A 13,212-nucleotide genomic window follows, 5' to 3' on the forward strand; every position below is an offset into this window, starting at 1 on the left:
CAACGGCATCGCTACTGTGCATGGGGTTGTTTTCGCGAGTTTTAGTCCAGCAGCCGCCGCGCGGCCTCCACCAGGACACCGTCCGGCCGGCGCAGCGCCTCGAGAATGGTGAAATGGTCGGCGCCTTCGACCGAGATGAGCTTGCCCGGCGCTCTCTCCGCCACGCGCTTGTCGAAGAGATTGATTGAATCGCAGACCAGCGCCGGCAGCTCGCTGCTGCCATAGGCGATGTCGAGGCGCTTCCGGGTGACGGGCAGGCGCAGCGGCGACAGCGTGGCGATCTCCTCGTCGGTCAGCTTCAGCGCATCGTTCAATCCGGTATCGCGGATCGGCGCGAGATCGTAGACGCCCGAGAGCGCCAGCCCCGCATGGACCCGCGGATGATCCAGCGCCATCGCAGCAAGATGGGCGCCGGCGGACCAACCCGACAGCACGACCGGTCCGGCAACGCCGTAGGACGCGCCGTGCGCCGCGAGCCAGTCGAGTGCGCGCGGGATCTCGCCGACGATGTTCCCGAGGGACACTTCGGGCGCCAGCGAATAGCCGGGGATCGCCACCGACCAGCCATGCGCAGCGACGCCTTCGATTAGCATGGCGAACAGCTCGCGCGAATTGCGCTGCCAGTAGCCGCCATGCAGGAACACCAGGCAGGGCGCATCAGGCTTGGCGGCCGGGTAGATGTCGATCTTGTTGTTGGCCCGCTCGCCATAGGGCAGGTCGAGATGGGATTTCAGCGTGCTCCGCATCCGGCTTGAGGCCTCGTTGCGCTCGGCGATCAGGGCCGGGCTGTTCTTGACGGCGGCGTTGTTGTCATAGGCCGCGCTGCGCTCCGCCCGGGACAGCTCGGACCAGTGGTCGCGAGGGTCGAGCGGCCGAATTGTCAAATGAGCGTTCTCAACCATGGGAGTCTCCGTTTGCGTCAGGCCCTACGCTCGCAAGGTCGCTTCGATCTTTTGCGCGGCTGCGAGCAGCGAGCGGTCTTGTCCGCGCGCCGCAATGATCTGAAGGCCGAAGGGAAGCCCGCGCTGATCCGTTCCGCACGGAATCGAGATCGCCGGGAGGCGGGCATGATTGACGAAGGGCGTGAACACCGCGTGGGCCCGCGGGCTTGCCGCTTTTCCACCGATCATGTCCGGGCCGAGCTGCGTCAGCGGCCAGGCGACGCACGGGACGGTCGGCGCCAGCAGCAGGTCGGTCTCAGCGAAGAACGCCGCAAAGGTATTGGCGATCGCGGTGCTCGCGAGCAGCGCTGCCGCAACGTCGGCACCCGACCAGGAGAGACCTCGCTCGATCTGCTTGGCGATGTCAGGGTCGAAGGCAGCCGGATCCTTGCGGAAGGTGTCGCCATGGAGCGCCGCGAGACCGGCATGCTGCAGCGGCATGATCGCGTCCTCCGTGGCGCCTGCCGGCCAAACGGGATCGCGTTGGGTGATGCGCAGACCTGCGGCGGAAAGCCGGTCAACGGCGGCGGCGAGGCCATTCGCGACGACGTCGTCGATCGCGACGTCGAGACCAAGGCGCGGCGAGAATGCGATGCGCTGACCGCCGATGTCTTTGGCTTGCTGCGCCACGACGGCAGAATCCGGATCGCGCGGATCGGTGCCGACCATGGCTTCAAAGGCCAGCGCGATGTCGGTCGCATCGGATGCGATCGGCGCGATGACGGAGAGGCCGAAGAACGGCTCGGCGAAACCTGGCCCATAGGGGATCGCGCCATAGGACGGCTTGAAGCCGGCGACCCCGACATGGGCCGGCGGCCTGCGGCTGGAGCCGCCTGCATCGGTGCCGATCGCGAGCGGTACCAGACGGGCCGCAACCGCTGCGGCGGGGCCGCCCGATGAGCCGCCTGATGTCAGCGCGGGATCGAGCGGATGTCGCGTCGGCCCGTACAGTTGCGAGGTCGTAACGCCCTTGCAGGCGAATTCGGAGGTCGCGCCGATGCCGACGACGACGGCACCGGCCTTGCGCAGCCGCTCGATCGCGATGGCATCGCGCGGCGCGATGAAGTCGCAGAACAGGCGCGAACCCTGCGTCACGCGCCAGCCGCCGACCCAGATGTTATCCTTGACGATGATGGGAACGCCGGCGAGCGGCATGGTCTCGCCGGCGCACAGGCGAGCATCGACCGCTGCGGCATCGACGAGTGTGCGTGCAGGATCGATCGTGACGACCGCGTTCAAGGCCTTGGCAGCCTCGATCCGTGCCAGCGCGTCCTTTGCGGTCTCGACGGCACTCGTCCGCCCGGCGCTGACGTCGGCAGCGATCTCGCGCGCGCTATTCTTCGGCTTTGTCATGGCCTCCCCAGATCAACGCCAATGTGCCGCCGAGCGCAAGGCACGCCAGGGCGAAGAACGCCATGCCGAGGCTGGCCACGCCATCCAGGATCGACACCAGCGCCGGCGCCGCAAGGAGGCCCACATAGGATGCGGTCAGCACCGCGCCGGTGGTCTCGCCGATCCGCTCCTGCGGGGCGAGGCGGGCGATCTCGGCGACGAAGACGCCGTTCCAGCCCGACGCCGTCAGGCCGAACAATGCGGCAACGATGAATTGCCCGTTGCGGCCGAGCGATGCGCCATCGAGGCCCAGCAGCGCGGCGCAGAAGGCCATGCCGAGGCCGATGACGACGAGAACGGCGCGCGAGGCATCGAGGCGCATGGCGACATAGCCCCAGCCGAGCCGGCCGACGAGGCCGCCGGCCTGCGCGCAAGCGAGCGCCGTGCCGGCTTCGATATGGCTGAGGCCAAGCTCGCGTGTGCCGAGCGTGACGAAGACCGTGTTGAGCGACACCTGCATCGCGCTGAACGGCATCGAGGCCAGCGCCAGCATCGCGATCCGCCGGTCCGCAATCACCAGCGCCAGCCGCACGCGGAGATCGAGCTTCGGCGGCGGGGCGACCTTGCCGGCATAGGCCGGCCGCAACCATTCGAACAGCAAGATCGCCAGCAGCGCCACGGCAGCTACGGTCGCATAGCACCATGCCGGTCCGAACGCGATGGCGATCGCGGGCAGGGCCAGCGAGCCGCAGACCGCGCCGATCTGGTTGCCGGTCTGGCGCACCGAGAACACGAAGGCGCGCCGCTCGGCGGTCACGAGCCGCGCCAGCAGCGCTGCGCTCGCCGGCGTCTCGGGCCCCATGGCAAGGCCGATGCAGAGGCCTGCCGCCAGCAGGGCGGCGCTCGTTCCGAGCGACGCCAGTGCCATGCCGACGGCGATGGCCGCCGCGCACAGGCTCGCGATCCGCAGCGAGCCAACGCGCGCGATGAAGCCGCCGCCCCAGAACGAGGCGGGGATGCCGACCGCGAACACCGCGCAGGAGAACATCGAGAGCTGCCAGACCTCGATCTGGGCGCGCGGGGCGACCACGCCGGGTGCGAACAAGGCCAGCGCCACGAGGGCCTGAAGCCCGGTCATCGCCCCCAAAGCAGGCAACAGAGCCGGCAGCAGCGCCGGCGCTGGCCGAGCGGCCGTGTTTCCGTCTACCATGGCGGCGTGCTCATGGGAGGAACATTGTGGCAGGCGGTATTTCCATTCACGCGGTCGATGTGGCGAGCGGACGGCCCGCGCAGGGCCTGCGCGTCGAGATCTGGCGGATCGATCCGGATTCCCAGCGCATCGCCGACGGGCGGCTCGGCGCCAACGGCGTGCTCGATCATGCCGTCGCGCAAGGTGCCGGTGTGACTGAAGGCGAGTACGAGGTGCTGTTTCATCTCGGCGAGTTCTTTGGCGAGCACGACGGCTTCCTCACCGTGACGCCGTTCCGCTTTCGCATCAAGAACGTTGACGAGCATTTTCATCTGCCGCTGAAATTCACGCGCTGGGGCTATTCGCTGTTCCGCGGCGCCTGATCAGTTGGTGAGCCGACGCGACAGGCCGGTGACGCGCTCCATGAGTGCGACCAGCGCGACGGTGGCAATGATCAGCACGCCTGAGAGGGCCGCGATGGTGACATCCAGCTTGCCTTCGAGATCCTGCCACATCCGGATCGGCAGCATGTCGGTCGCGGCATCGCGCAGGAACAGCGACACCGGCACGTTGTCGAAGGACGACATGAAGGCGATGAAGGCGCCGGCGATGATGCCTGGCCGGATCAGCGGCAGCACGATGCGGCGGAACGTGTAGAGGCGGCTCGCGCCGAGCACGGCCGAGCTTTCAAGCAAGGTCGGCTCGAGCTGGGCGAGCGCCGCGACCGTGTTGCGCACGACATAGGGCACGCAGACCACGGTGTGGCCGATCACCAGCGTCAGCGGCGACACCGGCAGTCCGACCAGCGAGAACAGCATCAGCGCGGCGAGGCCGAAGGCGAGGGCGGGGAGCACCAGCGGCGACATGAACAGGGAATCGAGCAGCCGCGCCGACAGTGTTCGCGATCGCGAGATGGCCAGCGCCGCGGCGACGCCGAGGGTAACGGACAGGCCGGTCGCCCACATCGCCACGATCAGGCTGTTCTTGGCCGCGAAATGCAGCTGCCAGGCATTCCACAGCTCGGCGTACCAGCGCAGCGAATAGCCGGGCGGCGGGAAGCGCAGCGAGAAGCCACTGGTGAAGGAGACGATCAGCACTACCAGCGACGGTGCGATGATAATGAGAAGCGCGATCACCGCGATCACGATCATGACGAGCTCGAAGCTGATCGCCTCGAGCGTGCGCTTGCGGCCGCTCATCATGCGCCTCCATAGCCGCGCGACATGCGGCCGAGCGTGGTGAAGACCGAGACGACCGCGAGCACGGCGAGCAGGAAGATGATCGAGATCGCGGCCGCGAACGGCCAGTTCTGCAACGTCGAGGCCTGCTGGTAGAGATACATCGGCATGAACAGCATCTGGCCGCCGCCGATCAGCGACTGGGTGATGAAGGCGGTGATGGCGGCGGCATAGGTCAGCGTGCAGCCGGCGATGACGCCGGGCAACGACAGCGGCAGCACGATCCGGAAGAAGGTGCGCCAGCTTCCGGCGCCGAGCGAGCAGGAGGCATCGTCGAGATTGGGATCAATGCGGCCGAGCGCGGTGATCAGCGGCAGCGTCATCAAGGGCATCTGCACCTGCGCCAGCGCGATCACCACGCCGAACTGGGTGTAGAGCAGTTTCAGCGGGGTATCGATCAGGCCGAGCGATTGCAGCGTCGCATTGATGATGCCCTGCCGCCCCAGGATGACGATCCAGGCGAAGGTGCGGACCACGACGCTGGTCAGAAGCGGCAGCAGCACGATCAGGATGATGATGGTCTGAAGCTTTGGCCCGACCCGCTGATACAGCCAGGCGATGGGAAAGCCGAGCACGAGGCAGACGGCAGTCACCTCCGCGCCCAGCAGCAGCGTCGAGCCGAGCACGCCAAGGCTGAAGGGGTCGGTGAGGAAGTGCAGGTATTGGCCGAGCCCCCAATGGAGCCCGGACGTGTCGTTGTGCAGCGAGAGCCAGAACAGTTGCAGCAGCGGCGCGACGAAGAAGACCAGGAAGAACAGCGCCAGCGGCGCTGCCAATCCCATTCCGTAGGACGTCACGTCCCGTGATGCCGGCGCTGCACCCATAGCTCAGATCTTGATCTCGCGGTTGAAGCGTTCGATCCAGGCCGAGCGCTGCTCGTTGATCTTCTTCCAGTCCTGGAACACGAACTTCTTCTTCAGCTCGGCCGTGTCCTTGGCCAGCACACGCGCGATCTCGCCGCCCATCGTCACCTTGGAATTGGTCGGCACGATCAGATAGGGCGGGTTCATCAGCGTGGTCTGCACCTCCGGCGTCAGCGCCGCCTCGATCAGCTTGAAGGCGAGCTCGCGGTTCGGCGAATTCTTGACGATGTGGATCGTGGTCTTGAAGGCGATCGCGCCTTCCTTCGGCGCCACGAACTCGACCGGCACGCCGCGCGCCTTCAGGATCTGGATGGCGTTGAAATTGCCGGGCGAGATGTCGATCTGGCCCTGCTGGAACAAGGTGGCGAGCGCGCCGGGATTGGCGGCGACCGCGGCGAGGTTGGGCTTGAGCTCCTCCAGCGCCTTGAAGCCGGGATCGACATTGGCCTCCGAGCCGCCGCGCATCTTGGCGATCTCGACCAGCCAGCCGGTGCCGAGCGTCGAGTTGAGGTTGGTGATGCCGACGCGGCCCTTGAACTCCGGCTTCCAGAGATCGGCCCAGGAGGTTGGCGGCGTCTTGACCGCTTCCGGATTGTAGGTGAGGCCGACGACCTGGAAGAACGGTGCAGGGCCCATCGGCTCCTGCGCCTCGGCGATCAGATCTTTGTAGTACGCGCTCTTCTCGACCGGATAGGGCTCGACCAGATCCTGGCCGACGGCGACGAGGGCGGGGCCGGGATCGTGCAGCATGACGTCGATCGGCGGATTTGCTTTCGCCGCGTTGACCTTGGCGATCTGGTCGACCGAGAGCATGGGATCGAGCACCATCGCGGCATCCGCATTGGCTTTGCGGAACGCGGGCACCAGCACGGCCTTGTGCGCTTCCTCCCAGCTCCCGGTGAAGGTCGCAAACACCAGCGGCCGCGCCTGGGCGTAGCTCAGGCCGGGAAACGCCTTCATGGCCCCGAGTGTGAGCGCCGTGGTCAGCAGGCTTCTGCGGTTCATGATCATGTCAAACTCCCCTCTGGACTGGATCTAAAGCGTTCTGGACTGGATCTAAAGCGTTGCGGGAAAGGCATTGGCGAGCGATGGGGCAAGCGGTGCGAGGCGCACTGCCGCGCCGTTCTCCAATGCTCGCGTCTCGCCGATGCGTGCCTGAGAAACCTTGACGCCGGAGCCGTCGGCCGTGGTGACCTCGTGCACGACGGTGGCGCCGAGCGGCAGCGACATGCCGACGACGCCGGCAAAGCCGGTCTCGTCGCCGACGAATTGCAGATGCTCGGGGCGGATGCAGACGGTGACGCGGCCGCCCTCGCTGAGCGCACCGCCCGCGGGACGCGCGATGATCTCCGCGCCGGCATCGAGCCGGACTTTCGCCGCCGTGCGGTCTGCCGAGACCACGACGCCGGGCATGCGGTTGGTGGAGCCGACGAAGGTGTTGACGAACAGCGTCTGCGGACGGTCGTAGACGTCCGATGGCGAGCCGAACTGCTCGAGCTTGCCATGGCTCAGCACGGCGACACGATCGGCCATCGACAGCGCTTCCTCCTGGTCGTGGGTCACGATCAGCGTGGTGATGCCGGAGACGCGCTGCAGCCGCTTGACCTCGATCTGCATGTCCAGGCGCAAATTCTTGTCGAGCGCGGCGAAGGGTTCGTCGAGCAGCAGGATCGACGGCTTGATCGCGAGCGCGCGGGCGAGCGCCACGCGCTGCTGCTGGCCACCGGAGAGCTGCCGCGGCAGCCGCTCGGCCATAGCAGGCAGCTGCACCAGCTCCAGCAGGCGCTGTGCCTCGCGCTGGCGTGTCGCCTTGTCGATGCCGCGGGCGGCGAGGCCGTAGGCGACGTTCTCGCTGATCGACAGGTGCGGGAACAGCGCGTAGTTCTGGAACACGATGCCGACGGCGCGCTTGTTCGGCGGCAGCGCATCGACGATGTCATCGCCGATGATGATCCGCCCTTGCGTCTGCGCGATGAAGCCGGCGATGATGCGCAGGAGCGTGGTCTTGCCGCAGCCGGAGGGGCCCAGCAGGGCGATGATCTCGCCGCCCTTGATGTCGAGATTGATGTTCTCGACCGCAAGCGCGCCACTCGGATACCGGTGGGTGACCGCATCGACGACGAGCGATCGGCCGCTTGGCGCATCAGCCATGGTGTTGCCTCCCGTTGCCCCCAATGAGAAAGCAAGTCTCGTGCCCGCACCTGTCGCTTTTCGGCGAGCGTTTTGGCATGGTGGCCCGATGACATCGGACCGATCGATATGCGACCTCACGGCCACCGAGCTTGCACGCACCATTGCGAGGGGCGAAGTGTCCTCGCATGAGGCCGTCGAAGCGCATCTGGCGCGGATTGCGAGCCTCGATCCGCAATTGGCGGCATTCGTGACGGTGGATGCGGACGGCGCCCGCCGCGCCGCGCAGATGTGCGATGCGGCTGCTGCGGCGATCGGCCCGCTGCACGGCGTGCCGATAGGCATCAAGGACCTCACCGACACTGCGGGACTTGCGACGACTTACGGATCGGTGCTGTTCCGCGATCACGTTCCGGCCGAGGATGATCTCGTTGTGGCGCGGCTGCGGCGCGCCGGCGCGATCATTCTGGGCAAGACCAACACGCCGGAGTTCGGCTTCGGCGCAGTCTGCACCAACAGATTGCGCGGACCGACGCGCAACCCGTTCGATCCCGCGCTGACCTCCGGCGGATCGTCCGGCGGCTCTGCCGTCGCTGTCGCAGCCGGCATGGTGCCGCTGGCGCATGGCACCGATTTCGGCGGCTCGGTGCGCACGCCCGCCAGTTTCTGCGGCGTCGCCTCGATCCGGCCGACGCCCGGCCGTATTGCATCGCCGCGCCGGCCGCTCGGCTGGGACATGCTGGCAACCCACGGCTTCCTTGCCCGCGGTGTCGACGATCTCGAACTCGCGTTGTCGGTCTGCGCCGGAGGCGATGCGGATGATCCGCTCTCGCTCGGCAGCGCCGGTGATGATCCACCCATCGCCGGCCGTCCCCGGATTGCCGTCACGCCCGATTTCGGTGTCGCGCCCGTTGCGCGCGAGGTTCGTGTGCGCTTCGCTGCGGCTTGCGAGTCGCTCGCGCGTGTTGCCGATGTCGTGCCGTCCCCGCCCGATTGCAGCGGCGCCATCGAAGCCTTCCGCACCTTGCGAGCCGCGCACATCGCGAACAGCTATGGCGAGTTGCTGAGGACGCGGCGTTCTGAGCTCACGCCGACGGTGATCTGGAACATCGAGGCCGGCGCAAACCTCTCCGCGCAGGACTACCTCACCGCCGAGCGGCGTCGCGCCGCGATCTATCGCAGCTTTCGCGAGCTGTTCACGGCGGCCGATTTCCTGGTCGCGCCGGCCGCGTCGGTCTTTCCCTGGCCGAATGAGATCAGCGACGTCACGGCCATCGACGGGGCTGCGCTGGAGACGCCAATCGACTATCTCGCCGTCACCTTCATCGTGTCGCTGGTCGGTTTCCCGGTCCTGACTTTGCCGGCGCCGCGCGGGGTGAATGAGCTGCCCTTCGGCATCCAGATCATCGCGCCGCCGCGATGCGAATCCCGCTTGTTTGCCTTCGGCCGCATGCTCGAGAACGAACTGGAGTTTTCGCATCGCCGGCAGCCTCTCTGATCAGCTGTCGCGATGCTCGAGCCGGGCGGCGAGCGCATCGGCAAGGCCCATGGTCGGCTTGGCGGCGGGCCGGCGGAACGTACCCGCAATGGCCTTGCGCAAACGTAGCGCATGCAGCGCCTCGGCTTGCTTCACTGAGGCGATGACCTGATCGACCACGGGGACGGGGATCCGGTCGGCAACGCGCTCGGCAAGGCCCGAGAGGGGGGCGCCGGCAAAGATCAGCACATCGGCCTCGTTCTCGACGATGGCGCGCCGGGCGAGCTCGACCAGCACGTCTTCCTTCTCGGTGCCAACCTCGGAGATCGCCTGAAACGGCGTATCTAGCATGCGGATGCCGGCGCAGCGCTCCCACAGGCCGTGGGCGCGGACGCATTCCTCGTACCAGGGCCCTAGCGCCTGAGCGAAGGTGACGATGGCAAAGCGGCGTCCAGCCATGCACGCGGTCAGCATCGCCGCCTCCGCCATGCCGACCACGGGAATGTCGAAGCTCTCGCGCGCGGCGAACAGGCCGGGATCTCCGAACGCCGCGATGATCGCGGCGTCGACCTTCCTGTGCTGCTCGGCCAGCATTTCCAGCGCGATGGCGCCACCGATCTGCGCCTCGGTGCGGGTCGCGATATATGGCACGCCGCGGGTCGCGGTGCAGGGGATCAACTCGGTGCCTTGTGTGGCCGCGCGCTGCCCGACCCCCAGCATCAGCTGCGTGACCTCGGTGCTGGTGTTTGGGTTGAGCAGCAGCAGCTTCATGAATATGCCACCGTCCGCTTGGCCTGAGAGGCGGCGAGGACTTCCAGCAGCGCCGTGCCGGTGCGCGCGACATGCGCGCCGAGCAGGCGGCCGGCCGCTTCGCCGTCGCGCGCTTCGAGGGCGGCGAGGATGTCGGCGTGCTCGTCGACCGAATTGCTCCAGCGCCTGTCGGCGCCGAGCGCGAGATAGCGCGCGCGCTCGGCGCGGGAGATCAGCGTCTCGTGCGCCTCGCGCAGCGGCGTGTTGCGCGCCATGCGGACGATGGTGTTGTGGATCTCGCCGTTGAGTGCGAAATAATCGTCGAGCTTGCCGTTGCGGTGATGACCTTCCATCCGGGTCTGCAGCGTGCGCAGGCGGGCGAGATCGCGCTCGGTGGCGCGCTCCGCGGCAAGCTCGGCGGCGAGCCGCTCGATGCCGGCGAGGGCCTCGAACAATTCCGAGATGCCGTCGACCGCGATATCGGCAATGCGCGGGCTGCGGTTGGGACGCAGCTCGATCAACCCTTCCGCCGCCAGCACCTTCATCGCCTCGCGCAAGGGGGTGCGCGATACGCCGAGCTCCTTCGACAGCTTCGTCTCCTGGGTCTGCGAGCCCGGCGGCAGCTCGCCGCGAATGATCATCGTCCGCATCCGCGCGGCGGCGCGCTCATGCAGTCCCATTCGCTTGAGCTTGGGCGACTTTCGCCCCGGGTTCGGTTCGGATTTCTGCTGCACGAGAGATTTCCTGCTTGCAACTCATCCTAGCCATCCCGAGCCGAAGGCGATGCCCAAATAGGCGACGTATGTGGCTTAAAACAAATGCATATCGAACAAATTGCATGCAGTATGCAAATTGCCGGTTGCGCGCCCCACGGGGGATGCCGATGATCGTTTCGAGGGAGCGTTCATGCGCTCCACGGCAACGGAGCGATCGTGACCGATGTAGTCTTGCGCAAACGCCTTGGCATGATCACGCCGTCCTCCAACTCGGTGCTCGAGCCCGTCACCAGCGCCATGCTGGCCGGTGTCTCCGGTATCACCGCACATTTCTCGCGCTTCCGCGTCACCGAGATCGCGCTCGATGCCGCCGCGCTGAGCCAGTTCGATGCCTCGGTGATGTTGCCAGCGGCCGATCTGCTGGCGGATGCCAAGGTCGACGCGATCGCCTGGAATGGCACGTCCGCAAGCTGGCTCGGCATCGGCCGCGACCGCAGCCTGTGCGAGGCGATCACGGCGCGCACGAATGTTCCGGCAACGACATCGACGCTGGCCTGCATCGATGCGGCCCGCGCGCTCGGCGCGAGGCGCATCGGCCTGGTCTCGCCCTATACCGACGACGTGCAGCGGCGCATTGCCGACGTCTGGGCCGAGGAGGGGATCACCCCGCATGCCGAGCGGCATCTCGGCTTGCGCGACAACTTTTCCTTTGGCGAGGTCGCGCCGGCGACGATCGCAGGCATGATCCGGGCGGTGGCGGCGGAGGGGTCTGACGCTATCGTCATTCTCTGCACCAATCTCGATGGTGCGGCGCTTGCGGCCACGCTGGAGCGGGAGCTGGACATCGCCCTGCTCGATTCGGTCGCGGTGACGCTGTGGCGGACCCTCGGCCTCGCGGGCGGAGATGTGACCGCCCTTGCGCAATGGGGCCGGATCTTCCAGACAATGCCAGACATCAAGTGACGGAGACATCAGTGACGCAGCTCGACCTCGCCATCCGCGGCGGCACCATCGTGACGGCCAGCGACGAGTTTCGCGCCGATATCGGCATTCGCGACGGCCGCATCGTCAGCATCGCCTATCGTATCGAGGGCGCGGCCCGCGAGATCGATGCGACGGGTCTATTGGCGCTGCCGGGCGGCATCGACAGCCACGTGCATATCTCGCAGCCTTCGGGCCCCGACGTGGTGATGGCCGACGACTTCGCCTCGGCGACGCGCGCGGCGGCGGCCGGCGGCAACACCATGGTGCTGCCCTTCGCGCTGCAGGAGAAGGGCACCTCGCTGCGCAGCTGTGTCGAGAACTATCGCAAGCTCGCCGAAGGTGAGTGCTACATCGATACCGCCTTCCATCTCATCATCTCCGATCCGACTGCGGTGGTACTCGGGCAGGAGCTGCCGGCCCTGGTCAAGGACGGCTACACCTCGTTCAAGGTGTTCATGACCTATGACGACCTCGTGCTCAGCGACAAGCAGCTGCTCGAGGTGTTCGACGTCGCGCGCCGCGAGGAGGCGCTGGTCATGGTCCATTGCGAGGGCTACGACGCCATCCGCTTCCTCACCAGCAAGCTGGAGCGCGAAGGTCATATCGCGCCGTACTACCACGGCACCTCGCGGCCGCAGGCGGTCGAGCGCGAGGCGACGCACCGTGCCATCAGTCATGCCGAGGTGATCGGCGTTCCCATCATGATCGTGCACGTCTCCGGACGCGAGGCGATGGAGCAGGTGCGCTGGGCCCAGCAGCGCGGCCTGCCCGTTCACGCCGAGACCTGCCCGCAATACATCACGTTGACGGCCGATGACATGAAGGGCCTCAACATGGACATCACGGGCGCGAAATATGTCTGCTCGCCGCCGCCGCGCGATGTCGAGAGCCAGGAGGCGATCTGGGAAGGCATCGCTTCGGGCGTGTTCCAGACTTTCTCGTCCGATCACTGCCCGTTCCGCTACGACGATCCCAAGGGCAAGCTGACGCCGAACGCCCGCACCTCGTTCCGCTGGGTGCCGAACGGCATTCCCGGCGTCGAGACGCGGCTGCCGATCCTGTTCTCTGAAGGCGTCTCGAAGGGCCGCATCACCCTGCAGAAGTTCGTCGAGCTGACGGCGACCAACCACGCCCGCATCTACGGCCTCTATCCGCGCAAGGGCTCGATCGGCGTCGGTTTCGATGCCGACATCGTTCTCTGGGATCCCAAGTTGAAGAAGCCCATCCGGCAGGCCGACCTGCATCACGGCGCGGACTACACGCCCTGGGAAGGTTTCGAGGTCACGGGATGGCCGGTGACGACGATCGCCAGGGGAGAGGTGGTCTGCAGCCAGGGCCGCATCGTCGGCACCAAAGGCGCAGGCCAGGTGCTGAGCCGGGGCAAATCGAGCCTGATCTGATCCGGCGCGACACGCCGCCATCGCGCTTCCAAAGCGCGATGAGATTGGGATTGATTTGCTGCGACGACGGTAGTGGGCCCCCTCTCCCGCTTGCGGGAGAGGGTTGGGGAGAGGGTGCTTCCGCAATGAAACAATCCCCAAGAGGAGAAAGCCCTCACCCAACGCTTCGCGCCGACCTCTCCCGCAAGCGGG

Annotated in this window: 13 protein-coding genes; 4 read left to right on the forward strand and 9 right to left on the reverse strand. The window is 66.9% G+C overall.

Annotated features, from left to right (window positions below; all coding sequences use genetic code 11):
- Positions 1-41: 41 nt before the first annotated feature.
- Genes AB7M16_RS33905 through AB7M16_RS33915 form a run of 3 tightly spaced genes read right to left on the reverse strand, consistent with a single transcriptional unit; the run spans position 42 to position 3,483 of the window.
- On the reverse strand, positions 42-902 hold the full coding sequence (locus AB7M16_RS33905) for an alpha/beta fold hydrolase (protein WP_453946622.1): 861 nt from the start codon (positions 900-902) through the stop codon (positions 42-44).
- A 24-nt stretch (positions 903-926) separates the two neighbouring features.
- On the reverse strand, positions 927-2,294 hold the full coding sequence (locus AB7M16_RS33910) for an amidase (RefSeq protein WP_453946623.1): 1,368 nt from the start codon (positions 2,292-2,294) through the stop codon (positions 927-929).
- Positions 2,275-3,483: an MFS transporter gene (locus AB7M16_RS33915; RefSeq protein WP_453946624.1), complete on the reverse strand. Its 1,209-nt coding sequence runs from the start codon at positions 3,481-3,483 to the stop codon at positions 2,275-2,277. Before AB7M16_RS33915 ends, AB7M16_RS33910 begins: the two co-directional genes overlap by 20 nt.
- A 26-nt stretch (positions 3,484-3,509) precedes the next feature.
- On the opposite strand from AB7M16_RS33915, the gene AB7M16_RS33920 reads away from it, so the two are divergent.
- Entirely contained in the window at positions 3,510-3,845 is a 336-nt protein-coding gene (locus AB7M16_RS33920; RefSeq protein WP_453946625.1) for a hydroxyisourate hydrolase, read from the forward strand.
- On the opposite strand, the gene AB7M16_RS33925 is transcribed toward AB7M16_RS33920, so the two are convergent.
- From AB7M16_RS33925 to AB7M16_RS33940, 4 genes are read right to left on the reverse strand one after another with little or no spacing between them, the layout of a single operon-like run.
- Positions 3,846-4,661, reverse strand: coding sequence for an ABC transporter permease (locus tag AB7M16_RS33925; RefSeq protein WP_453946626.1), 816 nt, complete (start codon positions 4,659-4,661; stop codon positions 3,846-3,848).
- A complete protein-coding gene (locus tag AB7M16_RS33930) occupies positions 4,661-5,524 on the reverse strand; it encodes an ABC transporter permease (RefSeq protein WP_453946627.1) in 864 nt (287 codons plus the stop codon). Before AB7M16_RS33930 ends, AB7M16_RS33925 begins: the two co-directional genes overlap by 1 nt.
- Before the next feature lie 3 nt (positions 5,525-5,527).
- Positions 5,528-6,574 carry an ABC transporter substrate-binding protein gene (locus AB7M16_RS33935; protein WP_036004961.1) on the reverse strand — a complete coding sequence of 349 codons (1,047 nt, stop codon included), beginning with the start codon at positions 6,572-6,574 and terminating at the stop codon, positions 5,528-5,530.
- Between the two features lie 45 nt (positions 6,575-6,619).
- Complete coding sequence (locus AB7M16_RS33940; protein WP_172784487.1) at positions 6,620-7,714, reverse strand: ABC transporter ATP-binding protein; 1,095 nt, start codon at positions 7,712-7,714, stop codon at positions 6,620-6,622.
- 88 nt (positions 7,715-7,802) lie between these two features.
- Between AB7M16_RS33940 and AB7M16_RS33945 the strand changes: the two genes are divergently transcribed.
- The gene (locus tag AB7M16_RS33945; protein WP_453946628.1) at positions 7,803-9,191 is read left to right on the forward strand and encodes an amidase; all 1,389 of its coding nucleotides are present in this window, start codon (positions 7,803-7,805) and stop codon (positions 9,189-9,191) included.
- Here the strand turns inward: AB7M16_RS33945 and AB7M16_RS33950 are convergent, their stop codons facing one another.
- Both AB7M16_RS33950 and AB7M16_RS33955 read right to left on the reverse strand, forming a co-directional pair.
- Entirely contained in the window at positions 9,192-9,941 is a 750-nt protein-coding gene (locus AB7M16_RS33950) for an aspartate/glutamate racemase family protein (RefSeq protein WP_453946629.1), read from the reverse strand.
- The gene (locus AB7M16_RS33955; protein WP_439400837.1) at positions 9,938-10,654 is read right to left on the reverse strand and encodes an FCD domain-containing protein; all 717 of its coding nucleotides are present in this window, start codon (positions 10,652-10,654) and stop codon (positions 9,938-9,940) included. Before AB7M16_RS33955 ends, AB7M16_RS33950 begins: the two co-directional genes overlap by 4 nt.
- Positions 10,655-10,885: 231 nt before the next feature.
- On the opposite strand from AB7M16_RS33955, the gene AB7M16_RS33960 reads away from it, so the two are divergent.
- The gene (locus AB7M16_RS33960) at positions 10,886-11,599 is read left to right on the forward strand and encodes a maleate cis-trans isomerase family protein (protein ID WP_453947298.1); all 714 of its coding nucleotides are present in this window, start codon (positions 10,886-10,888) and stop codon (positions 11,597-11,599) included.
- The gene (gene hydA / locus AB7M16_RS33965) at positions 11,560-13,020 is read left to right on the forward strand and encodes a dihydropyrimidinase (RefSeq protein WP_453946630.1); all 1,461 of its coding nucleotides are present in this window, start codon (positions 11,560-11,562) and stop codon (positions 13,018-13,020) included. Before AB7M16_RS33960 ends, hydA begins: the two co-directional genes overlap by 40 nt.
- Positions 13,021-13,212: the final 192 nt, after the last annotated feature.

This window comes from Bradyrhizobium sp. USDA 372, assembly GCF_053629095.1.

What these genes read in the sequence shown, in the direction of transcription:
- AB7M16_RS33935 (WP_036004961.1), bottom strand. Translation starts at nt 6,574, where the DNA reads ATGATCATGAACCGCAGAAGCCTGCTGACCACGGCGCTCACACTCGGG.
- AB7M16_RS33915 (WP_453946624.1), bottom strand. Translation starts at nt 3,483, where the DNA reads ATGGTAGACGGAAACACGGCCGCTCGGCCAGCGCCGGCGCTGCTGCCG.
- AB7M16_RS33925 (WP_453946626.1), bottom strand. Translation starts at nt 4,661, where the DNA reads ATGAGCGGCCGCAAGCGCACGCTCGAGGCGATCAGCTTCGAGCTCGTC.
- AB7M16_RS33910 (WP_453946623.1), bottom strand. Translation starts at nt 2,294, where the DNA reads ATGACAAAGCCGAAGAATAGCGCGCGCGAGATCGCTGCCGACGTCAGC.
- AB7M16_RS33945 (WP_453946628.1), top strand. Translation starts at nt 7,803, where the DNA reads ATGACATCGGACCGATCGATATGCGACCTCACGGCCACCGAGCTTGCA.
- hydA (WP_453946630.1), top strand. Translation starts at nt 11,560, where the DNA reads ATGGGGCCGGATCTTCCAGACAATGCCAGACATCAAGTGACGGAGACA.
- AB7M16_RS33930 (WP_453946627.1), bottom strand. Translation starts at nt 5,524, where the DNA reads ATGGGTGCAGCGCCGGCATCACGGGACGTGACGTCCTACGGAATGGGA.
- AB7M16_RS33960 (WP_453947298.1), top strand. Translation starts at nt 10,886, where the DNA reads ATGATCACGCCGTCCTCCAACTCGGTGCTCGAGCCCGTCACCAGCGCC.
- AB7M16_RS33940 (WP_172784487.1), bottom strand. Translation starts at nt 7,714, where the DNA reads ATGGCTGATGCGCCAAGCGGCCGATCGCTCGTCGTCGATGCGGTCACC.
- AB7M16_RS33950 (WP_453946629.1), bottom strand. Translation starts at nt 9,941, where the DNA reads ATGAAGCTGCTGCTGCTCAACCCAAACACCAGCACCGAGGTCACGCAG.
- AB7M16_RS33905 (WP_453946622.1), bottom strand. Translation starts at nt 902, where the DNA reads ATGGTTGAGAACGCTCATTTGACAATTCGGCCGCTCGACCCTCGCGAC.